The sequence below is a fragment of the Amycolatopsis sp. lyj-84 genome (assembly GCF_046549075.1).
Lineage (GTDB): Bacteria > Actinomycetota > Actinomycetes > Mycobacteriales > Pseudonocardiaceae > Amycolatopsis.
The window spans coordinates 195,022-218,725 of record NZ_JAJPWO010000015.1 but is presented as its reverse complement, the minus strand read 5'-3'; the positions used below and the strand labels follow the sequence as shown (position 1 = coordinate 218,725).

The following is a 23,704-nucleotide window of genomic DNA, read 5'->3' as shown; positions in this document are numbered from 1 at the left end:
GATACCACTTATGCCACAACGCGTTATCCGTACCACGGACGAAAACATCCAACCGACCCGCCGACCACGCCGCCACCGCCGGCCCACTCGTCAGCAAACCACCCAGGCTCTCCCAACCCGACCAGCCATTTTGATACCACTTATGCCACAACGCGTTATCCGTACCACGGACGAAAACATCCAACCGACCCGCCGACCACGCCGCCACCGCCGGCCCACTCGTCAGCAAACCACCCAGGCTCTCCCAACCCGACCAGCCGTTCTGATACCACTTATGCCACAACGCGTTATCCGTACCACGCGCGAACACGTCGAGTCGCCCGGACGCCCAGGACGCCACCGCCGGATCGCTTGTCAGAGTTCCACCGAGGCTTTCCCACCCAAGCCAAGTCATCGCGACCTACCCCTCATTGGAGCCGGTATTACCCCTCCCATGGTCGCCGACCGTGAATTGGTCGCTACCCGCACCGTGACCTGTTCACTCGAAAAGATGCAGGCCGCTTATCGCATGCCAATAATGAATTCATGACAAGAGCGCGAACATCGCCGGGGGAAATGTTTAGATTTGAAGAAGCAATCGGCGAACCGCGCCCTTTCGGGCGCTTCGTGGGGACTAACTACTCTATTGGGTCAGCTGTCTCGCCACTATGCTGACCGGGTCCAGGCCGGGGTCGGCAGCGTGTCCCGCGACCGGCCTGGCCGCCCCAAGCCCCCCGGGACTGACCCGGCGTCGGCTCGACGCGCTCGGAACACTGCTTCGAGCCGCGCCTCACGCACCCCGGACACGAAGAAGCCCAGGCTACCTGGCCTGGGCTTGTGCTCCCCCGCTTGGACTCGAACCAAGAACCCTCCGGTTAACAGCCGAATGCTCTGCCAGTTGAGCTACAGGGGATTGTGCTCCGCACCGGCCGGATCGCTCCGACCGATGAGAGAACTTTAGCCCATGCCCTCCGGGCGCCGCACACCCACCCCCACTTTCGGCGGCGACTCGTCAAGCTCGCGTTTTGAGGGACAATGACAGCCGGAGCAAGATCGAACGGGAGGCGTGGACTCGGATGAAGATGTTCCTGCTGGGTGCGGCCGCGGGCTACGTGTTGGGCGCGAAGGCCGGCCGGGGACGGTACGAGCAGATCGTGCGGACCTACCGCAAGATCGCTGACCACCCCATGGTGCAGGGCGCCGCCGGGGTCGCTCGCGCCAAGGTCGGTGAGACGTTCGGGCGGTCTTCGCAGCGCTAAATCGGACCGAAGGGGCCCTTCGCCGCATGTGACGCGGCGAAGGGCCCCTTCACCACGTCTGACGAGGGGAAAGTCCCCTTCAGCCCACGACGGCGACCACGAAGACCCGCCGGAACTCGAACCAGGTGGTCCCGTCGGGGCGCGGTGGGTAGGCCTCGTCCAGCTTGCGGGCGATCTGCGCGCGGTAGTGGTCCCAGTCGTCCCCGGGGAGGGCCTCCTTGACCGGCCGCAGCGAGGTGCCCGTGATCCATTCGAGCACGGCGTCCTCGCCGGTCAGACGCTGCAGATACGTCGTCTCCCAGGCGTCGACGGCGCACCCCGCGTCGGCGAGCAGGTTCCCGTAGCCGAGCGGGCTGTCGACGGCCTCGTTCTCCCTCAGGACGACGTCGGCGAGGCGCGGAGCCCACTCCTCGGTACGCGCGAGGGCGCGGACCAGGGCGTGCGAGGGGGCGTCGAAGTTGCCGGGGACCTGGAACGCGAGTGTCGCCCCGGACGGCAGGCGGTCCACCCAGCGCCGGAGCAGGACACGGTGCTCAGGGACCCACTGGAGCACCGCGTTCGAGATGACCACGTCGGTGTCCGGCTCGGGCACCCAGTCGTTGACGTCCAACACCCTCGCGTCGACACCTCGCGAGCGCGCGGCCTCGACCATTTCGGGGGAACTGTCGCTCGCCTCGATGATCGCGTCCGGCCAGCGTTCCGCCAGGCCGGCGGTCAGATTCCCGGGGCCGCAGCCGAGGTCGGCGACCCGGCGGGGCTTCTCGGCCGGTATCCGCGCGATGAGGTCGTGGAACGGCCTGGCCCGCAGGTCGGCGTAGTCGAGGTACTTGACCGGATCCCACATGGCGCCTCCCAGCGATACAGTACGAGCGTACTGCTAGCCGCGGGGCTTGGCCAGTTTCTCCGCCGCTTCCTCGGCGATCGCCGTGATCACGTCGACGTCGGTGCCCGGATCGGGCCGCACCTGCAGCACCGTGCCGTCCTGACCGGGGACCTTGCGCTCGACGAACCACGCTCCCCCGGTCCCGAGGTCCTTGCGGTGCCGCCCCCGGATCGAGCCGTCGACACGCTGCCGGATCAGGATCGGGACCTTGCCCGGCCGGTCGAGCTTGAACCGCACAGGGGCCTTGTCGGCCAGCAGTACGGCCTTCCCCGCTGTCCCGGTCTCCTCGGATTCGGTGAGGGTGAGCGCGCCGTCGGACCACGCCGCCTTGCCGACCAGATGCCAGCCGACCCGGCGCGGGCCGGGGACCCACAGGCCGAGCGCCGTGACGAGCAGGTACCCGCCGCCCTCGACCGCCGCGCTCCCGACGACGTGCTCGCCGTCGTCCAGCGAACCGTCGAAGTCCGCGGGGACACGGTCACCCAGCAGGTGACGCAGCCAGCCCATGCTCAGTCCAATCCGCCGATGGCCTGTTCCTTCAGCGCCTTCCGGTACTGCTCCAGCGCGACGAGGTCGCCGAACAACGCGCGGTAGTCGTCCGGCGCCTCGACCGGGGAAAGCCGCTGGAGTTTCGACTTGATCTCGTTGATCTGACGGCCGATCAGGCTTTCCTGCACCGCCGCGAACTGCGCGGAGATGTAGCGCGAGTCGACCTCGCCCTTGGCGCGCAACGGTTCCACCGAAAGCTCGCTGAGCACCCGCCGCACCGTCCCCTGTGGACAATGCGGGGCGGCCGCGTCGAGCAGGGCGGGCCCGGTCAGCCCGGAACCCGCACCCCCGGCGGCCAGCAGCGCCTTGTGGACGGCGACGTAAACCGGATGGGTGAACGCTTCCTCGGGGAGCGAGTCGTACTCCGCCCCGGCGAGCATCGGCTGCTGCAGGGCCGCCTTGAGCGCTTCACGCTGCGCGATGAACCGCGGATCGCCGGGAGCGGGCCTCGGCAGGTCCTCCTCCGCGGCGGCGGTGGCCGCCGGGGCGTTCCGGCGGGTGTCGACCGTGGTGGAGCGTTTCGCCGAGGCACCCGCGCTGCCGCGGACCCGGTTCACCACCTGCGCCGCGTCCTGCCAGCCGACCCACCAGGCGAGTTTCGACGCGTAGCCGTCGCGGCTGGCGCGGTCCTTGATGCCCGCGACCATCGGGACGGTCTTCTGCAGCGCCGCGACCTGACCGTCGACGGAGTCGAGGTCGAAGGCCTTGAGCATGCTCTTGATCGCGAACTCGAACAGCGGGATCCGCCGCGCGACCAGATCGCGCACCGCGGTGTCACCCTTGGCGAGCCGCAGCTCGCAGGGGTCCATGCCGTCGGGGGCGACCGCGATGTAGGTCTGCCCGGCGAAGGTCTGATCGCCCTCGAAAGCCTTCAGCGCCGCCTTCTGGCCCGCTTCGTCACCGTCGAAGGTGAAGATCACTTCGCCGCGGAAGGCGTCGTCGTCCATCATCAGCCGGCGAAGCACCTTCATGTGGTCCTCGCCGAACGCCGTTCCCGACGACGCGACGGCCGTCGGAACCCCGGCGGCGTGCATCGCCATCACGTCGGTGTAGCCCTCGACCACGACGACCTGGTGCCGCTTCGCGATCTCGCGTTTGGCCAGGTCGAGGCCGAACATGACCTGCGACTTCTTGTAGATCGGCGATTCCGCGGTGTTCAGGTACTTCGCCGAGACCCGGTCGTCGTCGTACAGGCGCCGCGCGCCGAACCCGACCACCTCGTTGCCGACGTCGCGGATGGGCCAGAGCAGCCGCCGGTTGAACCGGTCCATCGGCCCGCGCTGCCCTTCCTTGGCCAGTCCGGCCGTGAGCAGTTCCTTGACCTCGAACCCGCGGTTGAGCAGGTGCTTGGTGAGCTTGTCCCAGCCGGCGGGCGCGTACCCGCAGCCGAACGTCTGCGCGGCGGCCGCGTCGAAACCCCGTTCGGACAGGAAGTCCCGCGCCGTGCGCGCGTCCGGGGTGAGCAGCTGCTCGGCGTAGAACTCCTGGGCGGCACGGTGCGCTTCGATCAGCCGGGCGCGGGTGCCGCGATCGCGCTGGACGCTTCCGCCGCCGCCTTCGTAGGTCAGCCGGAACCCCGCGCGATCCGCGAGCCGCTCGACGGCTTCCACGAAGGAGATCAGGTCCATCTTCTGGATGAACTTGATCACGTCGCCGCCCTCGCCACAGCCGAAGCAGTGGAAGGTGCCGTGGGTGGGGCGCACGTTGAACGACGGGGTCTTCTCGTTGTGGAACGGGCAGAGGCCCTTCAGGCTGCCGCCACCGGCGCTGCGCAGCGCCACATAGTCGCCGATGACCTCGTCGATCCGGTTGCGCTCGCGCACCTCCGCGATGTCGCTATCCCGAATCCGTCCTGCCACGCCTCCACTCTAGGCCGTGTCCGGGCAAGGCCGGTCGATGGGCCACCGCGACCGGAACACCTTTGACCTTCCCCTCACTTGCCCTTCCCTCGGACCGCCGTGCGGCACACTCGGGTTATGAGCACCGCACTGGACGAACTCGCCGGGAAGTTCGCCACCCTGCGTCCCCACCTGGTGTCGGTCGCCTACCGGCTCACCGGCGCGCTGACCGACGCCGAGGACGCCGTCCAAGAGTCCTGGCTGCGGCTGAGCGGCCTCGACGAGCAACGCCGTTCGGCCATCGAGGACCACAAGGGCTGGCTGACCACCGTCGTCAGCCGGATCTGCCTGGACCGGCTGCGGTCGGCGGTGGTCCGCCGCGAGCGGTACGTGGGCGAATGGCTGCCCGAGCCGGTCCTCGGCCCGCTGGGCACGCCGCCGTCGGAGGACCCGCTGGCCATCGCCGTCCGCGACGACGGCATGCGGATGGCGGCGATGGTGGTCCTCGACCGGCTGACCCCGGAGCAGCGCGTCGCGTTCGTCCTGCACGACGCGTTTTCGGTGCCGTTCGGCGAGATCGCCGAAATCCTGGGCTGCACCGCGGAAGCCGCGCGCCAGCACGGTTCCCGCGGCCGCCGGGCGCTCGCCGACGCCGATCCGCCGCCCCGGACGGTGCTGGCCGAGCAGCAGCGGATCATCGAGCGGTTCATGACCGCGATGCTCACCGGCGACATCCAGGCGGTGGCCGAGGTCCTGCACCCGGACGTCGTCCTGGTCGGCGACGGCGGCGGCAAGGCGCGCACGGCGGTGCACACGGTCACCGGGTTCGACAAGGTCACCCGGCTCTTCCAGGGACTCATGCGGATGTACGACCCGGCCGGGATCGAGCAGGCGAGGCTCACGCTGGTCAACGGCGACCTCGGGCTCTACATCCCGCCGCAGGCCGCTTCGGCGGGGTACCGGGCGCTGGACGAGCACGTCAACGCGTTCGTCGTCCACGACGGGAAGATCGTCGCGATCTACGACATGGCGAACCCGGACAAGCTCACCACCGCGCGGTCCCGCGCCGGCAGCTGATCAGGGAAGCGGGATCCGGCAGGCGTCGCCCGAGGTGAACCCCTGCGCGGTGATGTCGAGCGCGCTGTTCATCCGGGCACGCATGTTCTCGAGCCCGATCTGGTAGGTCAGCTCGATGACGCCCTTGCGGCCGAACTCGCGTTCCAGCCCGGCGACCTGCTCGTCGGTGACGGTCACCGGGCTCGCGGTCATCGCGTCGGCATAGGCGAGCGCGAGCCGTTCCTGCTCGGTGAAGGCGGGCGACTTCGCGTAGTCGTCGATCTTCTTCAGCCGTTCGATGTCGAGCCCCTCGTGCATCTGCAGCATGGTCCCGAAATCGATGCACCACGCGCAGCCGAGCTGCGTCGCGACCCGGTACACGGCCAGCTCGCGCACGTTCGGCGGCAGGGCCTTGCTGGCCTTCTCGACCAGCATTTCGTGCAGCCCGCTCGCGCGAAGCAGTGCCGGGTGGTGCGCCGAGACCGCCAGCGGCTCGGGCACGGCACCGAAGCGCTTCCCGGCGAACTTGTAGAACAGCTTCAGCATGAAGCCGGCTTCGGTGGTCTTGACGGCGGGAATGCGCGGCATGGTGTCCTCCTCGGTGCGATTTGCGGTCGGAAGGTGGACGAGACGGTCCGCGAGGACGTGACAGTGACGCGCGCCACGCGCCCGGAAGGGGCCGCGATTTAGCCTTTTCGCCGGAACCCCCATTCGATCAACAAAGGTACGCTTACTCTCGGCAATTCCTTCGATACAACCGATGCCGACACATCGGGCTCTTCGGCGACCCCTCCGCACCATCCCACCGGAGGAAACACATGGACCGTCCGATGCTCGCCGTCGAAGATCCCGCGACCGGACAGCGGATCACGACCGTCCCGGACGCCGGGCCCGTCGATGTCGACAAAGCGGTACGGGCCGCGTCCCGTGCCTGGCCCGCCTGGCGCGCCACCGACCGGCACGCGGCGCTGGCTTCGTGCGCCGTCGTCGTCGAGGAGGCCGCGGCGGTGCTGGCGCCCGTGCTGACCGAGGAGCAGGGAAAACCGCTTCGGGAAGCCAAAGCCGAGTTCGCCAGGGCGGCGGCACGCTTCCGGTACTTCGCCCGGCTGAGACTCGAACCGCAGATCGTCGGTGATGGCCCGGTCGCCGCGATCACGCCGTGGAACTTCCCCGTGCAACTGGCCGCCGCGAAGCTGGCGCCCGCGTTCGCCGCGGGGAACACGGTGGTGCTCAAACCGTCGCCGCGGACCCCGCTCACCACCCTGCACCTCGGCCGGATGCTGGCGGAGGTGCTGCCGCCGGACGTCCTGACCGTGCTCACCGGGCAGGATCCGCTGGGCGAGCGCCTGGTCGCCCACCCCGGGATCCGGAAGGTCGACTTCACCGGCTCCGTCCCCACGGGGAAGCACGTCGCCGCCGCGACCGCGCCCGGTTCGAAACGGCTGGCGCTGGAACTGGGCGGCAACGATCCCGCGATCGTCCTCCCCGGCACCGACCCCGCCGTCATCGCGAAACGGCTGTTCTGGAGCGCGTTCGCCAACTGCGGGCAGATCCGCGTGGCGGTCAAACGGGTCTACGCCGTCGGGTCCGCGTACGACGGCGTCGTCGAGGCACTGTCGGCCTTCGCGGAAACGGTCGTCGTCGGCGACGGCCGGACGCCCGGAACGCAGCTCGGCCCGGTGAACAACCGCCCGCGGTACGACCACGTCATCGAACTCACCGAGGAAGCGCGGGCGGACGGGGCACGGCTCGTCACCGGCGGGCGGCTCGACGGGCCCGGGTACTTCTTCGCCCCGGCGATCCTCGCCGGGGCGCACGACGGGATGCGGGTGGTGCGCGAGGATCAGTCGGGCCCGGTGCTGCCGATCGTGCGATGCTCCACAGTGGACGAAGCCGTCGGGCTGGCCAACGCCACGCCGTCGGGCTTGTCCGGGTCGGTGTGGGGCCCGGACGAGGAGCGCGCCGCCGGAATCGCGGCGCGGCTCGACTGCGGGACGGCGTGGGTCAACGAGCACGTGACCGATCGCGAGAGCGTCAGGGAGTGATCGTCCGGACGTCCCAGACCCAGACGCCGTCGACGAACTCGGCGGGCTTCCGCAGCAGCAGGTCCACCGTGGCCCGGAGCGCGTCCTGGTGTTCGCGCGGGATCAGCACGAGCACATCGGCGTTCCAGTACCGCAGGTCTTCCAGTGCCTGCACCCGTTGCGATTCGGTGATCGTCGCGGGCACGCCGGTCTGCTTGATCTGGTCGAAGATGATCGATGTCGGCCGCTGGATGGCGCCGTAGCGGCCGCGTTTGTCGTCCGGGCCGCTCGGACCGACGAAATAGCCCTCGGGCATCGAATAACCGAGGCCCGCGTCGATCTGCCAGTGCAGCGGCTCGGATTCGCCGGAACTCGGCAACGGCACGGGCACCACGGTCCCGCCGGGTGCCACGTAGGTCCGCCAGGTGCCGTCGGCGAGGAACCTCGGTGTCGGCGGGCGGTCCTTCACGATCAGTTGCGTCGGCGCGATCGGCAGCAGGACCGCGATCACGACGCCGATCCACACCAGCCGCAACGGGAATCGCCGCTCCCCCGGCACTTCGGGCAGCTTCGACGCGACCGTGTAGACGCGCTCGGTCGCCAAGGCCAGCAGTGCGCCGATGAGCGGGATGCAGCCCATCGCGAGCCGGGATTCCAGCAGCGATTCGAACAGCGGCAGTTCCGACAGGAGTTTCCACGGCCCCGGGATGCCGGTTTCTTCGTGCACCACGACGAGTTGCACGCCGAGCGAGAGCCAGGCCATCACGAACATCGAGATCGCCAGCGCCCGCGCGAACACCTCACGCCACAGCCAGACGGTGATGACCACCATCAGCACGATCAGCGGCCAGCCGAAGAAGGCGTTCTCCTCGGTCCGGTTCATCGACACGTCCGCCGCGGCCTGCGGCTGCCCGGCGACCGACTGCGTCGCGAACCGGGTGAACGCGGCCGTGTCGTTGCCGACGGCGCCGTGCTCGATCGCCTGGTAGCTCTGCGGGCCGAAGAACTGCCACCACAACGGGAACGCGCACAGCACCAGCGCCACGAGGACCCCGATGCCGACGCCCTTCCCGAGCGGTTTCGCCATCGGCGGGAACTCGCGGTAGTTCGTCGCGAAGTAGGCGATGGCGAAGATCGCGAACGCCATCGCGAAGATCAGCAGCGGCTCTTCGCCGAGGAAGATCTGATACGCCGCCAGGAGGCCGAGGAAGATCCCGTTGCGGACCGGGCGTTCACCGCGCGCGATCTTGAAGACCAGCAGCGCGATGAACGGCAGGACGAACCACGCGACGAAGTTCGGGTGCGCGTTGCCGTGCGAGATCATCGGCGGGGCGAATCCGACGAAGGCGCCGCCGATGGCCGCGCCGACCCGGTGGTTGACCAGATGCCGTGAGAAGACCCAGTACCAGGCCGCCGCCGTGCCGGCGAGACCGCCGGTGAGCGCGATCGCCCAGGTGACCGTCGGCCCGAAGGTGAGCGTGATCGGCGAAAGCGGGATGCCGATGCCGAGCATGGCCGTGTTGGCCATCAGGTTCACGCCGAGCGGATGGTTCTGGAAGTGCGACGAGAGCGGATTCCTCAGGTGCAGCACGTTGTCCGCGGTGACGGAGAAGAACCACTCCCACAGGTTCTGGTCCGAAGCGCTGTTCCAGAGGTAGCCCTCTTTGAGATCGAGCCAGAGCCCGTTGTAGAGCAGGAAAGCGAACAGCACGAAGCTGCCCATGATGGCGGCGTCGACGGCGGCGAACCGGCGAGGTCTCGTGGGAGTCTCTTCGGCCTCCACGGCCGCCGCCTCAGCCTGGAAAAGGCTCACTGACCATCCTCACGGCTCGACTACGCGGGCGAGAAAGTAGATCACACCCGTCGAGGCATGCCTCACGAGCAGAAGGAAGGGACGATCGACGGCGACCTCGAGAGGTTCGTCGACCATGATCGACGTCAGCCGCATCAGCACCGCCGTCGCGGCGGCGCCTTCGAGGCCCTGTTCGTCGATGCGGAGCACGGACTGGTGGACGACCTCCGACACTTCGAGCCGGTCGTCGTCGGCGAGCCCGGTGAGATCGGCGCGGGCGGTGAACATCGTCCGGACGCCGAGTTCCTGCAGTTTCGCCGTCAGCGGGCTGTCGACGTCGAGGTCGAGTTTCGGCAATGACAGGGCGAGCGTCTTGGACCGCGTGTTCTCCAGCAGCCGCGCCAGCTTGCCCGCGTCGAGTTCGGCGTCGTCGAGATCGCCGTCCGGCAGCAGGATGGTCGCCTCCACCCCGCCCTCGGCGCCGAGGCGGACGACCTGCCAGCCGTCCTCGTGGGTGTGGTCGAGCTGTTTTTCGAGCCACATCGTCGGCACCGTACGGGTACCGGACGGCGCGTGGAAGTCCGCGGGCGCGGTGTTGTCACGCGAGAACGGATTGGTCCAGGCGGTTTTGAGATACAGCGCGTTGACGATCGCGGCGACGGTGTCCGGCGCGACGGTCCCCGGCTTCAGCAGTTCGGGGATCAGCTCGCGGGTGGCCTCGGCGACGTCGGCGTTGATCAGCCGCCGCGCGGCTTCCGGATCGTCGCCGAACGGGGCGCTCGCCACCTTGCCGCCCGGCCAGGCGGCCAGTTCGGCACGGAAAGAGTCCTCGATCGGGAGCCCGTCCCAGGCCCAGAGCGTGTTCGCGACCGCGAGTTCGGGGCCGTCGTCGAGCAGCGACGAAGCCTTGCCCAGCAGGTCGGCGAGCTCGTCCGGGTCGCCGAGCAGCGCGATCAGTTCTTCTCTGGTCTTCCCCTTGGCGGCCTGCGTCACCAGGCCGAGCGCGCTCGCGATCGAGTACGGCGAGAAGCACGCGTTCTCCGCGCGGCTCGCCAATACCCGATAGAGGTCCAGACCAAACCGGAGGTGGCTTTCGACAGCGCCCATGCCGCAGACCGTACCGTGCACGGGCCTGTCCGTCTCCTGTCCGAAAGTTCCGTTCAGGTGGCTCGGGTGGTCGTGAGTGATGATTCGGGCTAGTGAGGGGCAGGGCGAACGTGTCTTGGCCGTGGACGCGTCGCGAAAGTCGCGTTCGCAACGGTCAAGGTTGCGAAAGTGCCGTTCTCAACGCCTGTCCCGTGGCTTCCCTCTGTACCGACACCTCACCACCACACCGATGTCCCGAAAGTGGCTTTCGCGACACCCTGACCACCACACAGGCAACCGATCACCCGGCTGTCGTGACCGGACCGCCCACGAACACGACACGTTTGCCCTTCTCGTCAATAGTGAGGGGTAGGGCAAAGGTGACGTCGTGTCCGAACCCAAGGTGAGCGAAGGCGTAACTCGCGTGATCGGGAACGGATCTCGCGTGCTCGGACAGCGAACTCCGTGAACGTCACCCGATCACGCGAGATCCGCCCCCAAGAGAACCCGAAACCCCACTCACGACCATCCAGACCCACGACTCAACCGTGGCGCCCCGTGTGCCAGGCGTGCCACGCGTAGGCCTGCGCGTCCGTGAGCGAGGCCACCTGGTCGACGACCACGCGCAGGCGGGCCGCGTCGTCCGCGGCGGCCTCCCACGCGGGCAGGAACAGGCCGTCCAGCGCGTCCGGGGCGCGGCGGCACAGCGCGTCGACCAGTTCGGCGAGCGTCTGGCGCTGGCCGTCCTGCATCGCGAGGCGCCGCCTGTCGCTCATCACGTACCTCAGCGCGAGCGCCTTGAACAACGCGACCTCGGCCGCGACCTGCTCCGGGATGACCAGTTGCGCGGCATAGCGGCGCAGCGGCCCCTCGCCGTGCACCTTGCGCGTCGCGCCGACGACCGCCGTCGCGAACCGGCCGACCAGTTCGCTCGTCAGCCGCTTCAGCGCGACCTGTGCCTTCAGTGATCCGTCGAGGCCCGGTTCGGTGAGCGCCGCGACCACGGGCAGGTCGAGCAGTTCCTTCGCCGCACCCTCCAAAGTGGACTGCGACTGGTGCGAGAACCGGCGCGCCGCCTCGGCCACCGCCGCGCGTTCCTCGGCGTCGGCCAGTACCCGCAACGAAATCCGGCCCGCCAGCACGCCGTCCTCGACGTCGTGCACGGAGTACGCGACGTCGTCGGACCAGTCCATGATCTGCGCTTCCAGACAGGTCCGGCGGTCCGGCGCGTTCTCGCGGACCCATGCGAAGACGTCGGCGTCATCGGCGTAGACGCCGTACTTCGGATTGCCCTCTTCACGCTGCCACGGGTACTTCGTCGACGCGTCGAGGCAGGCGCGGGTGAGGTTCAGCCCGCCGACGGCCCCGCCTTCGAGCAGGACCTTGGGCTCCAGCCTGGTCAGGATCCGCAACGTCTGCGCGTTGCCTTCGAAGCCGCCGCACGGCTGCGAGACCTCGTTCAGCGCGCGCTCGCCGTTGTGCCCGAACGGCGGGTGCCCGATGTCGTGCGCGAGCCCGGCGGTGTCCACCAGATCCGGGTCCGCGCCCAGCTCGTCCGCGATCCCCCTGCCGATCTGCGCGACCTCCAGCGAATGCGTCAGCCGGGTGCGCGGTACCCCGCTGACCTCGGCACCTTCACCCGGGCCGACCACCTGGGTCTTGCCTGCCAGCCGCCGCAGGGCCGCCGAGTGCAGCACCCGCGCGCGATCACGGGCGAAGGCGCTCCGCCCGTCTTCGGCGCCCTCCAGCGCCGCGCCCTTGGGCCGCTCGGGCAGCAGGCGTGCCCTGTCGGCCTCGGTGTAGGTGTCACTCACCCGTCCAGCTTATGCGTGATCACCGACACTTATCGCCGCGTCAGACCTCGCCGGTACCGAACAGAGTGTCCGCCGGGGACTTCGTGAGCCGATAATAAAGCAGCGCGCCCGTCTCGCGGACGATGTAGCGCGCCTGCGTCTCGCGGGTCTGCACCACCGGGCCGCGATGGGTGGGCGAGGTCCACGTCTCCAGGCCGACGTCGTCGGCCATGATCCGGGCGCGGAAGGAGTGCCACGGGTCGCTGACCAGCACCGCGGTCTTCCAGCCCCGTTTCTGCACCTGCTCGGCGACGGCGCGCAGGCTGCGCAGGGTGTCGCTGCCCTCACCGACCGGCAGTGTCGCGGAGACGGGCACGCCACGTTTGCGCAGCCACTGCGCGCCGGCCTGTGCCTCGGTGTAGTTGTCGTCGGCCTTCTTGCCGCCCGCGGTGACGATCGTCTTGGCGACGCCCTGGTCGTACAGCGTCTTCGCCTTGGCCAGCCGGGACTCGAAGATCCCCGACGGCCTGCCGTTGTACTGGGCCGCGCCGAGCACCACGATGACGTCGGCCTGATCGCGCACGTCCTCCCGCGCGACCTGCCAGACCCGGAACGCGGTCCCGCCGATGACCGCGACGACGATCAGCAGGAACCCCGCCACGGTCCGGCGCACCCAGTTCGCGCGAGTGGGCTTGGTCCGTTCGGCGGTACTCACGGGGGTGATTCTCGCAGAGCGGCGAGACGATCTCAGAGCCAGCCGTGCTCTTCCGCGAGCCGCACCGCCTCGGCCCTCGTCCTCGCCCCGGTCTTGCCCATCGCGGCCGAAAGATGGTTGCGCACGGTGCCTTCGGAAAGGTGCAGCGCCCGGGCGATGTCGGCCACCGTGCTGCCGTCCCCGGCCGCTTTGAGGACGTCGCGCTCGCGTCCGGTGAGCGGGCTCGCGCCGGTGGCGAGCGACTCGGCGGCGAGCGCCGGATCGACCACCTTGAGTCCACTGTGGACCCTGCGAACGGCGTCGACGAGCTGCTCCGGCGGGGCGTCCTTGACCACGAATCCCGCGGCGCCCGCCGCCATCGCCCGCGCGAGATAGCCGGGTCTGCCGAAGGTGGTGCAGATGATGATCCGGCACGACGGCAGCGCGCCGTGCAGCTCGGAGGCGGCTTCGAGGCCGTCCTTTCCCGGCATCTGGACGTCGAGCAGCGCGACGTCCGGCGTCGTTTCCTTCGCCTTGGCGAGCACTTCGTCCCCCGAGCCGATCTGCGCGACCACCTCGATGTCGGATTCGAGACCGAGGACGGTGGCCAGTGCCCCTCGCACCATGGCCTGGTCGTCGGCGAGCAGGACCCGGATCACGCGCAGCCTCCAGCGGGTTCGGTGAGCGGCGCACGCGCACCGCTCCGCACGGCGGATTCCGGTACCTCCGCGCGGACGAGCCATCCTCCCGCAGAAGGCGCCGTCGCGGTCAAGGTCCCACCGACCGCGGCCAGCCTTTCGGTGAGCCCGCGCAGGCCGTTCCCCGCCGTCACCTCGCCGCCGTCGCCGTCGTCCTCGACTTCCAGCCAGGTCTTGCCGAAGCGGACCTTCACCCGCTTCGCCCCGGAATGCCGGAGCACGTTGGTGACCGCCTCCCGCAGCACGTAGCCGAAGGTCCGCTGCAGGGCGGGATCGACGTTGTCCACCGCGTGCGGCAGATCCGCGTCGATCTCGGCGGCCCTCAGCGCCGCCCGCGCCCCGGCGATCTCCGCCGACAGCGACACCTCGCGATATTCGGAGACCGTGGCGCGGATGTCCGAGAGGGCGCTGCGGGTCAGGCTCTCGACCTCGCTGATCTCCTGCAGCGCGCGGCTGTCGTCCTTGCCGCTCTCCAGGATCCGGCGGGCGAGCCCGGCCTTGACCGTGATGGTGGTGAGGCTGTGGCCGAGGATGTCGTGCAGGTCCCTGGCCAGGCGCTCCCGTTCGCCCGCCACCGCGAGCGTCGCGATCTCCCGGTTCGCCGCCTCCAGCTTCCGCACCGCGCGGACCAGGTTCGCCATGAAGAACATCGCCGCCGTGATCGAGGTGACCGCCACCAGATCGCCGAAGTCGTCCTTCCCGATGGCCAGGTGCACGCCCAGCACCACCAGGAGGGCGCCACCGTCCAGGATCACCGCCCACGCCGGAGGCAAGGTGAAGGACAGCACCGCCGTCGCGTAGATCAGGATGTACGGGTTGTTGTCGTGCAGGAAGACCAGGACCAGGCCGATGAGCAGCATCAGCACCGAGAAGGTGTAGGTCGTCTTCCGCAGGGAAGGCCGCAGGCTGAGCGGGAACAGCACGTAGCAGGCGCCGTACACGACCAGGAGAGCGATGATCACCAGCTCTTTCCCCGTCGCCCCGTCGGTGAACAGCTCGACCGCGGCCGGGACGAAACTCGGCAGGATGAAGGCGATGCCGAGGATCGCCCACCGCCCCGGCCGGGGCCCCCTCCCGGTCCTCGGCGGCATGTCCGACCACCAGTTCTCACGGCTGTTCAAGCCCGTCGTAACCCTGCCCGGGTAGTCGCTCACCGGTTCACCCTTTTCTCAGACCCGCGCACTGTCCTTACGGTAACGCCTGATCACCAGCGCCCCGAGGACCAAGGTCCACGCCGCCAGCACACCGAGCGCCGCCGTGAAGCTCACCGTGAGATGGTCGGTGACGACCGGGCGGACCAGCTGGATCAGCCAGTACGTGGGCGTCGCCTGGGCGAGGTCGGCCATCCACGACGGCATCCCGTCGATCGGGATCCACATGCCGCCGAGGAAACCCATGCCCATCATCACGATCATGTTCATCGGCTGCATCGACTCCGGCGTGCCGAACTGGCCCAGCAGCAGCCCGAGCAGGACCAGCGGGATCGCGCCGAGCCAGATGCCCAGCACCAGCCGCAGCCAGCCCGCGGCGTCGAGGTGGACACCCTGGACCAGGACGCCGACCAGCGGAACGAGGAGCAAGGACGGAAGCGCGACGAGCATCGCCGACAGCGCCTTGCCGCCGAGGTAGCCGGTGCCGGTCAGCGGGGTCAGCCGCAGCTGACGCTGCCAGCCCGTGGACCGCTCGATGGCCAGTTTCGCGCCGCTCGTCATCGCGGCGGAGAAGGTGCCGAAGGCCATCATGTTGACCATGATCACCCCGGAGATGTTCACGTCGGCGGAGCCGAAAACGTTGGCCTGCAACAGGAACATCAGCACCGGGAAGGCGACGGCGAAGAGCACGAACCGCGTCGAACGGAAGGTGCGGACGATCTCGGTCTTGAGAAAGGTCGGGTTCATCGGACGGGTTCCTCGGTCTTGTCGGTCGAGTCGGTCGAGTCGGTCGTCAGGGAAAGGAAGGCGCCTTCGAGGCCGATGGCGCTGATCTCGATGTCGTGCGCTTCGGGCACGCGGGTCAGCAGCGCCCGCAGCGTCGCGTCGGAATCGGAAGTGGAGATGGCGGCGCGGCCACCGCGGAGCTCGAAACCGGTGACCGCGGGCAGCCCCGCGATCACCGGCTCCGCCGCCGCGGGCACCACCGCGCGGACCGTGCGTCCCCCTGCCAGCGCACGGACCTGCGCGACCGAACCGTCCGCGACGACCCGTCCCGACCGCATCAGCACGACACGGTCGGCGAACTCTTCGGCCTCTTCGAGATAGTGGGTCGCGAACAGCACCGTGCGACCGGAGTTCGTGTACTCGTACATGGACTTCCAGAACTCGCGGCGCGTGCCGACGTCCATCGCGGCGGTCGGCTCGTCGAGGATCAGCAGGTCGGGATCGCTGACCAGCGCGACCGCGAACCGCACGCGCTGCTTCTGCCCACCGGAAAGCCTGGTGGACCGCCGGTTCGCGATGTCCTCGATCCCGGCACGGCGCAACGCCTCGCGCACGGGCATCGGCTTGCGGTGCAACGCGGCGACCATGCCGACGGTCTCGGCGACCGTCAGATCCTCGACGAGCGCGCCGCCCTGCAGCATCGCGCCGATCATCCCGTCGCCGACCGCGTCGCCCGGCTCACGCCCGAAGACGGTCACGGTGCCGCTGTCGGGCACGGTGAGGCCCAGGATCATGTCGACCGTGGTGGACTTGCCCGCGCCGTTGGGGCCGAGGAGCGCGACCACCTCGCCCGGCGCGATCGTGAGGTCCACGCCGTCGACGGCATGGACGTCGCCATAGTGCTTACGCAGGCCGGAAAGCCGTACCGCCGCCCCCGCGGTGATGTCTTGTTCTCGCATGCCTAGAGCTTGTCGCGCTCAGGCGTCTCGTCCGTGGGCCGCGCGTCACGACCTGGGGGTGACAGTTGTCAGGGGTGGCGCGCTGTGTGCGCCGTCCAGGGACGCTAGGTGTGGCGGCAGTGGAGTGGGAGGAACGCGACCTTCACTCCTTTCCCGAGTACGTGAAGGCCTCCTTCACTACCTTCAGAGTAGGGAAGGAGGCCTTCACGGAGTCGGCAATCGCCACGTCCGCCCCAGGTGCTTCAGCAGCCACAGAGGCGGCGTGTGAAAGACCCCTTCCCTCGGCTCAGCCGAGGAAACGCGACCTTCACTCCTTTCAGTACGTGAAGGACCCCTTCCTTGCGTTAGGCGCAAGGAAGGGGTCCTTCACGTACTTCAGGCGACCAAGGGTGCCGGAGCGGAGTGGGCCGTCAGCAGCCGATCAGCCGGGCCGCCAGGTACGACTCGAGCTTGTCGATCGCGACCCGCTCCTGCGCCATGGTGTCGCGCTCCCGCACGGTCACCGCGAGGTCGTCGAGCGTGTCGAAGTCGACGGTGACGCAGAACGGCGTCCCGATCTCTTCCTGGCGCCGGTAGCGCTTGCCGATCGAGCCGGCGTCGTCGAAGTCGGCGTTCCAGTGCTTGCGCAGCATCGCCGCGACGTCGCGCGCCTTGGGCGTGAGATCGGCGTTGCGGGACAACGGCAGCACGGCGACCTTGAACGGCGCGAGCCGGTAGTCCAGCTTCAGCACGGCGCGCTTGTCGACGCCGCCCTTGGCGTTGGGGACCTCGTCCTCGTGGTACGCGTCGACCAGGAACGCCATCATCGAACGGCCGACACCGGCCGCGGGTTCGATGACGAACGGGCGGAACCGCTGCTTCGAAGCCTGGTCGAAGAACGACAGGTCGACGCCGGAGTGGTTCGAGTGCGTCGTCAGGTCGTAGTCGGTGCGGTTCGCGATGCCCTCGAGCTCGCCCCACTCCTGGCCCGCGTTGAACGCGAACCGGTACTCGATGTCGACGGTGCGCTTCGAGTAGTGGGAGAGCTTTTCCTTCGGGTGCTCGTAAAGGCGCAGGTTCTCCGGCTTGATGCCGAGGTCCTTGTACCAGTCGGTGCGCGCGTCGATCCAGTACTGGTGCCAGGTCTCGTCCTCACCCGGCTCGACGAAGAACTCCATCTCCATCTGCTCGAACTCACGCGTGCGGAAGATGAAGTTGCCCGGGGTGATCTCGTTCCGGAACGACTTGCCGATCTGGCCGATGCCGAACGGCGGCTTCTTCCGCGCGGTGGTCTGCACGTTGAGGAAGTTGATGAAGATGCCCTGCGCGGTCTCCGGACGGAGGTAGTGCACGCCCTCCTCGGACTCGACCGGGCCGAGGTAGGTCTTCAGCATCATGTTGAAGTCACGCGGCGCGGTGTATTCGCCCCGGTTGCCGCAGTTCGGGCACGGGACCTCGGACAGGTCGTCCTCGGTCACCTCCTTGCCCGTACGCGCGGAGAAGTCCTCCGCCAGCTGGTCGGCGCGGAAACGCTTGTGACAGGAGAGACATTCGATCAGCGGGTCGGTGAAGACGTCGAGGTGACCCGACGCGCTCCAGACCTGGCGGGGCAGGATCACCGAGGAGTCGAGGCCGACGACGTCGTCCCGGCTCTGCACGACGGTCTTCCACCACTGGCGCTTGATGTTGTCCTTGAGTTCGACCCCGAGCGGACCGTAGTCCCACGCCGACTTGGTACCGCCGTAGATCTCTCCACACGGGAAAACGAAGCCTCGACGCTTACACAGGCTGACGACGGTCTCAATGGTGTTCGCGGGCACTCCACGCTCCGAAGCATGCGGGGACGGTTAGGACTTGGAACGACAAGACTAACCGCAGGACCCCGCACGACCTCCGGCGAGGTTGGAACGGCTCAGGGCCGGCTGACCAACGAGGCGGTGACGATGCGGTTGTCCTCGTAGCCGTCGGTCCCGCCGACGTACTCGCCACCGCACGTGACCAGCACCAGCCGGTGCGGACCGTCCGGCCCGAACAGCTTCTCCGACTGCTCGGCCAGCTTCGTCTTGTGCACGGTGACGATCTCGCCGATCTTGTAGACCCACTTGCCGCCGTCGGTGTCGACGACGTTGACCTCTTGCCCGGTCTTGAGCCGCCACAGTTCGTCGAACGGGCCCTTCTTGCCCTTCCAGTTCACGTGCCCGGAAAGCAGGGACGCGCCCTGGTCGGCGCCCAGTTTCGAGCCCCACCAGGTGGCTTCGTCGAGACCCTCGGGGATGGGGAGGGTCCCGTCGGAAGTCAGTTCCTTGCGGATCAGTTTCGCCGTGCCGCCACCGGGCAGTTTGACCGTTCCGGGTGCCTGGCCCGTGTCCGCGGCGACCTCGGCCGTCTGCACCGCCGACGTGTTCGCCGCGTCCTGGGCCGCCGCGACGACCGGCTCACTCCTTCCGGTGAACACGAGCACCGCGATCACGGCCGCCACCACGAAAACCGCGGCGCCGGCGAGGATCCATCGCAGGCCGGGGCGTTTCTTCGGCTGCTCTCCGCCCACCGCGCCGTCGTCGAACTGTCCCACCATCGGGTATTACTCCTTGCTCGCGTCAAGCCGCCGGAGCGGCCGGTGTCGCTAGACACGCGACGCGAGCCGACGCGGGTTGCATCGACTTCAGGCGGGCGGCCCGGAAACGGGGGTCGCGACGATGACCCGGTTGTCCCGGTAGCCGTCGGTCCCGCCGAGGTAGTCACCGCCGCAGGTGACCAGCACCAGCCGGTGCGGCCCGCTCTGGGCGAAGAGTTTCGCCGCCTGCGCGGGCAGATCGTTCTTGTGCACCGTGACGACCTCGCGCACGCGATAGACCCAGACCCCGCCCGCCGCGTCGCTGACGGCCACTTCCTGGCCTTCCCGCATCCGCCACAGCTCGTCGAACGGGCCTTTGGCGCCGCTCCAGTTGACGTGCCCGGAGATCAGCGCCGTACCGGCTTCGGCGCCGAGCCGGGCGCCCCACCACGCCGCGTCGCCGAGACCGCGCGGGATCGGGAGGACGCCGTCGGCGTTGACCTCGGAGCGGACGAGCTTCGCCGAGCCGCCTTCGGGCAGGCGGATGGTGCCGGGCCGCTGCCCGCGTTTCGAGGTGTCGGCGGGCAGTACCAAGGGAGCGCCGTCCTCCCCCGGCATGACCGCGGGTTCCGCGACCGGGACCGGGACCGCCGACTCCGGCGGGATCCAGGTCAGCACGACGACGCCCGCGGAAATGGCGAGCGCGGAGACGACGGCGGAGAGTCCCGCCAGCCAGGTCCGCACGGGACCGCTACTTCTCCCGCGCCGGGACGGGCTTGCGACGGCGGTGCAGCAGCATGGCCGCGGCGCCGATCAGGATGCCGCCGCCCAGCAGCCCGAGCCCGACCACGGTCCGCGTCGAGCCGTCGGCCTGCGGCGGGATACCGCCTGCGGGCACCGTCCCCGGCACCGCGGGCTGTTCGGGGGCCGCGCCCGGCCCGGTGCCACCGGCGGGCTTCGCCACGAAGTTCTTCGGGATCGCGCAGCTCACGCCGCCGAGGACGATCGTCGTGCGGGCCTCGCGCAGGTCCTTGTTCGCCGCGTCGCGCACGTGCGTGACGATGTCCAGCTTCCAGCCCGCCACCGCGGTCACGTCGCCGTCGCGCCAGCCGCTCTGCCGGATGAGCTGGTCGAAGGCGGTCACCCGGGACACGGTCAGGTCGGAGGTCGTCTTGTCCTTGCTGAGGTTCTCGTTCTTGACGAACGACGGCGGCCCGAGCTTGAGTCCCTTGACGTCGACACCCGAAGCCCCGGACTGCTTGAGCGCGCCGGTCTCGTCCCGCACCCAGATCTTGCCCACGCTGGTCGACGACGTCGTTTTGCCCGGCGCGGCGCAGTTGACCGCGCTCTTCGCGCCTTCGAGCACCAGCACCGTGTTGTCGGCGGGCTTCGTGCCGCCGTGCCCGTTGTCGATCAGCGCGTAGTTGCTCTCCGCGCTCGCGGTCGGGACGGTGGTCTGCTGCAGGGCGGCGAGAACGTTGTGGTCACGGCTGGCGATCCCGGCCGGGTACGGGCTCTGCGCACCGTAGCGGCCCAGGTTGATGTCCCATTTGTCGCCGAAGGTGTTCCGCTCGCCGTCGTCACGAGGGACGACGGTGCGGTCAGGGGAGAGTTTCGACTGTCCGGGCGACAGCGGCGAGCGCTGGGTCTCGGTGATCAGCGATCCCGGGTTCCCGATGCGCACCGACGCCACGTTCGCGAACGACACGGGGCCGGTCTTCTCATCCACGGCCTGCGTCGTCTGTGCCGAGGCCGGCCCCGGAACCGACGCCAAGGCGACGGCCGCCGTCGCGGCGGCCAGCTTCGTCACGAAACGAGTCATGTCTCCCCACTGCCTCCCTCTGACCCTCGCGACAACCTTGCACCGTTAGCGACCACATGCGAAGTGGAATGGTCATTTCTTTGCGAAGTCACCCGAAAGGAGCAGTAACGGCGCCGCCAAGTGGTCGACCGCTCGGCGAACAGACCACGCGGGACGGGAACACTAAGATGGGCTGGACTGTTACTGGCAATGACTTCGGAAATCATGATGAACTTGGAGGCGGCCATGGCTACGGTGACCCCGGACTCTGCCGCCCCGGGCTTCACGGAAGACCCCGGCCCGCATTCGACGGCCCGGCCCCCCGCAGAGCCCGCGGCGTCGGCCTCGGCCGCCGCCCTCGCGGACGCCGGCGACCTGCTCAGGGCGCTCGCCGCGCCCGTGCGCATCGCCATCGTCCTGCAGCTGCGTAACGCGGACAGGTGCGTACACGAACTTGTGGACACGCTCGATGTCGCGCAGCCGCTGATCAGCCAGCACCTCCGGGTGCTCAAGACGGCGGGCGTCGTACAGGGTGAGCGGCGCGGCCGTGAGGTGGTGTACCGACTGGTCGACGATCACCTTGCGCATATCGTGGTGGACGCCGTAGCCCACGTTCAGGAGGGGAAGTGAGCATGAGTCCCACGACGGCCAACAGTTCCGCGCCGGTACCGGGACGCCGGTCGACGAAACAGCGGGCCGCCGTGGTCGAGCTGCTCAAGGCGATCGACGACTTCCGTTCCGCCCAGGAACTGCACGACGAGCTGCGCAAACGCGGCGACGGTATCGGGCTCACCACGGTGTACCGGACCCTGCAGTCACTGTCGGAGGCCGGCGAGATCGACGTCCTGCGCACCGACACCGGCGAGGCCATCTACCGGCGCTGCTCGTCGCACCACCACCATCACCTGGTGTGCCGTCTCTGCGGCAGCACCGTCGAGGTGGAGGGCCCCGCGGTCGAACGCTGGGCCGAGAAGATCGCCTCGGAGCACGGCTTCTCCGACATCAGCCACACCGTGGAGATCGTCGGGACCTGCTCGAATCACTGACGCGCCCGTGCAATGAAGGGGACTTTCATTGCAAATTTTGCAATGAAAGTCCCCTTCATTGCACGCTGGCGCATCGGGTCAGTACTCGTAAGGATCCTTCGGCTCCGGAACCTGCCGCACCGAAGTGAGCGTCAAGTCCGGCATGTAGCTGTTCTCCCGCACGGCCGTCCCCGGGACGACGACGCCGGTCACCTCCAGCCAGGTGTCGTTGCCGAACCCAGAAACGCCGTCGCCCACCAGCCGCACCGTGATCGGGAAGGCGTCGGCCGCGCAGCAGCCGATGACCAGCCTGGCCAGCATCGTGTTGCCTTCGTTGTGCACGACGAACCCGGACAGCCGCACCGTGCGCCCGTTCAGGGACCCGCTCTTGTCCCAGCCCGCGCGGCTGACGAACTCGTTGACCTCCAGCGGCACCACGTCGCCCGCGGGCAGGGGCGGGAAGGCGGCCGCGTTGCTCGCCGACGCGCTCTGCGGCGCCCTGGCCTCGGTCCTGGTCACCGAGTCGGCGCCCAGCGCGGGCGGCGCGACCAGGAAGACGGCCAGCACCGGCACCATCAGCAGCCAGGCCGAACGCGTGTTGTGGTCGTGCGCGTGGACATCCCCTGAGACAGCGGCGGCGGCCCGGGCGGCCAGCAGGTCGCGGACGATCGCGACCGCGCCCAGCGCGACCATCACCGCGCCGCCCGCGATGATCCACGGCTGCTGCGCGGGTTTGACGTAGCGCAGGTAGTCGCCGTTGACGGTGATCTTGAGCAGCGCCCCGCCGAGCAGGATCAGCAGGATGTTCTGGGTCTCGCGTTTCACACGCCACCTCCGAGGATGAGCACGCCCGAGACCACGGCGCAGGACAGCGCGACGACGAACGTCACCGGCGCGAACCGCAGCGCGAAGGATTTGCCGAAGGTGCCGGTCTGCAAGGCGAACAGTTTCACGTCGATCGCGGGCCCGACCACCAGGAAGACCAGTTTCGGCAGCAGCGGCATCGCGGTCAGCGACGCGGCGACGAAGGCGTCCGCCTCACTGCACAGGGCCAGGACGACGGCGAGCACGGCCATCACCAGCACCCCGAGCACGATCTGCTCCCCCAGCACGCCGAACCACTTGGCGGGCACCAGCACGTTCATCGTGGCCGCGATCATCGCGCCGAGCACGAGGAAACCGCCCGCCTCGACCAGATCACCGCGCGCGGTCTCGGCGAAGGTCTTCCAGCGCGAACCGTGCTGGACCTCCGGCAGCCGACGCAGCGCCCGTTCCGCGATCCAGTCGAGCTTGCCCCACTTCGCCCACAGCCAGCCCATCACCATCGCCGTGGCGAGCGAACCGGCGAACCGGGCGAACACCATCTCCGGGTTCCCGGGGAACGCCACCGCCGTGGCGACCAGCACCACCGGGTTCACCGCGGGCGCGGCCAGCAGGAACGTCAGCGCGGCCGCGGGCGCGACGCCCTGCCCGATCAGCCGCCGCGCGACAGGCACCGACGCGCATTCACAGCCCGGCAGGGCGACCCCGGCCAGCCCCGCGACGCCGACCGCCGCACCGGCTCGCTGGGGAAGCACCTTCTCCAGCACCCGCGCGGGGACGAACGCCGCGATCGCGCCGCTGATCAGCACCCCGAGCACCAGGAACGGCAGCGCCTGCACGCACACCGCGACGAACACCGTCGAGCCGGTCCGCAGCGCGGGCACGTCGAAGACCTGCTGGAGCCAGCTCTGCCCGAGGATCGCGATCAGCAGGATCGCGCAGAGCACCTCGATCGAGGTGATCTTGAACCGCCGGGCCGGCTTCTTCTCCGGGGCGCTCCTGGAAATGGTTTCCATGCGCGAGATGATGCCAGGTG

General features: G+C 69.0%; 23 protein-coding genes, 1 tRNA gene and 1 pseudogene. 5 read left to right on the top strand and 20 right to left on the bottom strand.

Annotation, left to right across the window (positions count from 1 at the left end):
• Positions 1–394: pseudogene (locus ACLJRM_RS36060) on the bottom strand (carbohydrate-binding protein); the annotation flags it as partial.
• A 425-nt stretch (positions 395–819) separates the two neighbouring features.
• Positions 820–892, bottom strand: a tRNA-Asn gene (locus ACLJRM_RS36055).
• Positions 893–1,004: 112 nt separating this feature from the next.
• Here ACLJRM_RS36055 and ACLJRM_RS36050 point away from each other — a divergent pair.
• Positions 1,005–1,238 (top strand): hypothetical protein, encoded by a 234-nt coding sequence (locus ACLJRM_RS36050; protein ID WP_233224131.1) that lies wholly within the window; start codon positions 1,005–1,007, stop codon positions 1,236–1,238.
• Between the two features lie 79 nt (positions 1,239–1,317).
• Here the strand turns inward: ACLJRM_RS36050 and ACLJRM_RS36045 are convergent, their stop codons facing one another.
• Genes ACLJRM_RS36045 through dnaG form a run of 3 tightly spaced genes read right to left on the bottom strand, consistent with a single transcriptional unit; the run spans position 1,318 to position 4,529 of the window.
• On the bottom strand, positions 1,318–2,082 hold the full coding sequence (locus ACLJRM_RS36045) for a trans-aconitate 2-methyltransferase (RefSeq protein ID WP_410665620.1): 765 nt from the start codon (positions 2,080–2,082) through the stop codon (positions 1,318–1,320).
• 33 nt (positions 2,083–2,115) lie between these two features.
• Positions 2,116–2,628 carry a hypothetical protein gene (locus ACLJRM_RS36040; RefSeq protein WP_101606108.1) on the bottom strand — a complete coding sequence of 171 codons (513 nt, stop codon included), beginning with the start codon at positions 2,626–2,628 and terminating at the stop codon, positions 2,116–2,118.
• A gap of 2 nt (positions 2,629–2,630) precedes the next feature.
• Positions 2,631–4,529 (bottom strand): DNA primase, encoded by a 1,899-nt coding sequence (gene dnaG, locus ACLJRM_RS36035; RefSeq protein WP_410665619.1) that lies wholly within the window; start codon positions 4,527–4,529, stop codon positions 2,631–2,633.
• A 117-nt stretch (positions 4,530–4,646) separates the two neighbouring features.
• Here dnaG and ACLJRM_RS36030 point away from each other — a divergent pair, with 117 nt between their 5' ends.
• Complete coding sequence (locus tag ACLJRM_RS36030; RefSeq protein ID WP_410665618.1) at positions 4,647–5,585, top strand: sigma-70 family RNA polymerase sigma factor; 939 nt, start codon at positions 4,647–4,649, stop codon at positions 5,583–5,585.
• Here ACLJRM_RS36030 and ACLJRM_RS36025 read toward each other — a convergent pair whose 3' ends face one another.
• Positions 5,586–6,152, bottom strand: a complete 567-nt coding sequence (locus tag ACLJRM_RS36025; protein WP_410665617.1) for a carboxymuconolactone decarboxylase family protein — start codon at positions 6,150–6,152, stop codon at positions 5,586–5,588.
• Positions 6,153–6,382: 230 nt separating this feature from the next.
• On the opposite strand from ACLJRM_RS36025, the gene ACLJRM_RS36020 reads away from it, so the two are divergent.
• Complete coding sequence (locus ACLJRM_RS36020) at positions 6,383–7,609, top strand: aldehyde dehydrogenase family protein (protein ID WP_410665616.1); 1,227 nt, start codon at positions 6,383–6,385, stop codon at positions 7,607–7,609.
• Here the strand turns inward: ACLJRM_RS36020 and ACLJRM_RS36015 are convergent.
• The 12 genes from ACLJRM_RS36015 to ACLJRM_RS35960 form a co-directional block, all read right to left on the bottom strand.
• On the bottom strand, positions 7,599–9,401 hold the full coding sequence (locus ACLJRM_RS36015; protein WP_410665615.1) for a glycosyl transferase: 1,803 nt from the start codon (positions 9,399–9,401) through the stop codon (positions 7,599–7,601). The two genes, ACLJRM_RS36020 and ACLJRM_RS36015, sit on opposite strands and share 11 nt — an antisense overlap.
• A 9-nt stretch (positions 9,402–9,410) precedes the next feature.
• On the bottom strand, positions 9,411–10,487 hold the full coding sequence (locus tag ACLJRM_RS36010; RefSeq protein WP_101606102.1) for a serpin family protein: 1,077 nt from the start codon (positions 10,485–10,487) through the stop codon (positions 9,411–9,413).
• Between the two features lie 521 nt (positions 10,488–11,008).
• Positions 11,009–12,280, bottom strand: coding sequence for a deoxyguanosinetriphosphate triphosphohydrolase (locus ACLJRM_RS36005; protein WP_410665614.1), 1,272 nt, complete (start codon positions 12,278–12,280; stop codon positions 11,009–11,011).
• Positions 12,281–12,320: 40 nt separating this feature from the next.
• The gene (locus tag ACLJRM_RS36000; protein ID WP_101606100.1) at positions 12,321–12,974 is read right to left on the bottom strand and encodes a YdcF family protein; all 654 of its coding nucleotides are present in this window, start codon (positions 12,972–12,974) and stop codon (positions 12,321–12,323) included.
• A 32-nt stretch (positions 12,975–13,006) separates the two neighbouring features.
• Complete coding sequence (locus ACLJRM_RS35995; protein ID WP_101606099.1) at positions 13,007–13,612, bottom strand: DNA-binding response regulator; 606 nt, start codon at positions 13,610–13,612, stop codon at positions 13,007–13,009.
• Positions 13,609–14,805 (bottom strand): sensor histidine kinase, encoded by a 1,197-nt coding sequence (locus ACLJRM_RS35990; protein WP_101606098.1) that lies wholly within the window; start codon positions 14,803–14,805, stop codon positions 13,609–13,611. Before ACLJRM_RS35990 ends, ACLJRM_RS35995 begins: the two co-directional genes overlap by 4 nt.
• A gap of 15 nt (positions 14,806–14,820) precedes the next feature.
• Complete coding sequence (locus ACLJRM_RS35985) at positions 14,821–15,549, bottom strand: ABC transporter permease (protein ID WP_101606097.1); 729 nt, start codon at positions 15,547–15,549, stop codon at positions 14,821–14,823.
• Positions 15,546–16,487: an ABC transporter ATP-binding protein gene (locus tag ACLJRM_RS35980; protein ID WP_410665613.1), complete on the bottom strand. Its 942-nt coding sequence runs from the start codon at positions 16,485–16,487 to the stop codon at positions 15,546–15,548. Before ACLJRM_RS35980 ends, ACLJRM_RS35985 begins: the two co-directional genes overlap by 4 nt.
• A gap of 410 nt (positions 16,488–16,897) precedes the next feature.
• Positions 16,898–18,286 carry a glycine--tRNA ligase gene (locus ACLJRM_RS35975; protein ID WP_101606096.1) on the bottom strand — a complete coding sequence of 463 codons (1,389 nt, stop codon included), beginning with the start codon at positions 18,284–18,286 and terminating at the stop codon, positions 16,898–16,900.
• Positions 18,287–18,378: 92 nt separating this feature from the next.
• Positions 18,379–19,041, bottom strand: coding sequence for a class F sortase (locus tag ACLJRM_RS35970; protein ID WP_410665612.1), 663 nt, complete (start codon positions 19,039–19,041; stop codon positions 18,379–18,381).
• A gap of 87 nt (positions 19,042–19,128) precedes the next feature.
• On the bottom strand, positions 19,129–19,764 hold the full coding sequence (locus tag ACLJRM_RS35965; RefSeq protein ID WP_410665611.1) for a class F sortase: 636 nt from the start codon (positions 19,762–19,764) through the stop codon (positions 19,129–19,131).
• Between the two features lie 7 nt (positions 19,765–19,771).
• Positions 19,772–20,842 (bottom strand): hypothetical protein, encoded by a 1,071-nt coding sequence (locus ACLJRM_RS35960; RefSeq protein ID WP_410665610.1) that lies wholly within the window; start codon positions 20,840–20,842, stop codon positions 19,772–19,774.
• A 225-nt stretch (positions 20,843–21,067) separates the two neighbouring features.
• On the opposite strand from ACLJRM_RS35960, the gene ACLJRM_RS35955 reads away from it, so the two are divergent.
• Positions 21,068–21,451 carry an ArsR/SmtB family transcription factor gene (locus tag ACLJRM_RS35955; protein ID WP_101613013.1) on the top strand — a complete coding sequence of 128 codons (384 nt, stop codon included), beginning with the start codon at positions 21,068–21,070 and terminating at the stop codon, positions 21,449–21,451.
• Positions 21,452–21,453: 2 nt separating this feature from the next.
• Positions 21,454–21,867: a Fur family transcriptional regulator gene (locus ACLJRM_RS35950; RefSeq protein WP_101606092.1), complete on the top strand. Its 414-nt coding sequence runs from the start codon at positions 21,454–21,456 to the stop codon at positions 21,865–21,867.
• A 78-nt stretch (positions 21,868–21,945) separates the two neighbouring features.
• On the opposite strand, the gene ACLJRM_RS35945 is transcribed toward ACLJRM_RS35950, so the two are convergent.
• Positions 21,946–22,671: a TIGR03943 family putative permease subunit gene (locus tag ACLJRM_RS35945; RefSeq protein WP_410665609.1), complete on the bottom strand. Its 726-nt coding sequence runs from the start codon at positions 22,669–22,671 to the stop codon at positions 21,946–21,948.
• Positions 22,668–23,684: a permease gene (locus tag ACLJRM_RS35940; protein ID WP_410665608.1), complete on the bottom strand. Its 1,017-nt coding sequence runs from the start codon at positions 23,682–23,684 to the stop codon at positions 22,668–22,670. Before ACLJRM_RS35940 ends, ACLJRM_RS35945 begins: the two co-directional genes overlap by 4 nt.
• Between the last annotated feature and the right edge of the window lie 20 nt (positions 23,685–23,704).

Bases quoted from the DNA above. Each gene is read 5' to 3' on its own strand.
- ACLJRM_RS36045 (WP_410665620.1), bottom strand. From the start codon at position 2,082: ATGTGGGATCCGGTCAAGTACCTCGACTACGCCGACCTGCGGGCCAGG.
- ACLJRM_RS36040 (WP_101606108.1), bottom strand. From the start codon at position 2,628: ATGGGCTGGCTGCGTCACCTGCTGGGTGACCGTGTCCCCGCGGACTTC.
- ACLJRM_RS36030 (WP_410665618.1), top strand. From the start codon at position 4,647: ATGAGCACCGCACTGGACGAACTCGCCGGGAAGTTCGCCACCCTGCGT.
- ACLJRM_RS36025 (WP_410665617.1), bottom strand. From the start codon at position 6,152: ATGCCGCGCATTCCCGCCGTCAAGACCACCGAAGCCGGCTTCATGCTG.
- ACLJRM_RS36020 (WP_410665616.1), top strand. From the start codon at position 6,383: ATGGACCGTCCGATGCTCGCCGTCGAAGATCCCGCGACCGGACAGCGG.
- ACLJRM_RS36010 (WP_101606102.1), bottom strand. From the start codon at position 10,487: ATGGGCGCTGTCGAAAGCCACCTCCGGTTTGGTCTGGACCTCTATCGG.
- ACLJRM_RS35985 (WP_101606097.1), bottom strand. From the start codon at position 15,549: ATGAACCCGACCTTTCTCAAGACCGAGATCGTCCGCACCTTCCGTTCG.
- ACLJRM_RS35980 (WP_410665613.1), bottom strand. From the start codon at position 16,487: ATGCGAGAACAAGACATCACCGCGGGGGCGGCGGTACGGCTTTCCGGC.
- ACLJRM_RS35970 (WP_410665612.1), bottom strand. From the start codon at position 19,041: ATGGTGGGACAGTTCGACGACGGCGCGGTGGGCGGAGAGCAGCCGAAG.
- ACLJRM_RS35960 (WP_410665610.1), bottom strand. From the start codon at position 20,842: ATGACTCGTTTCGTGACGAAGCTGGCCGCCGCGACGGCGGCCGTCGCC.
- ACLJRM_RS35955 (WP_101613013.1), top strand. From the start codon at position 21,068: ATGGCTACGGTGACCCCGGACTCTGCCGCCCCGGGCTTCACGGAAGAC.
- ACLJRM_RS35950 (WP_101606092.1), top strand. From the start codon at position 21,454: ATGAGTCCCACGACGGCCAACAGTTCCGCGCCGGTACCGGGACGCCGG.
- ACLJRM_RS35940 (WP_410665608.1), bottom strand. From the start codon at position 23,684: ATGGAAACCATTTCCAGGAGCGCCCCGGAGAAGAAGCCGGCCCGGCGG.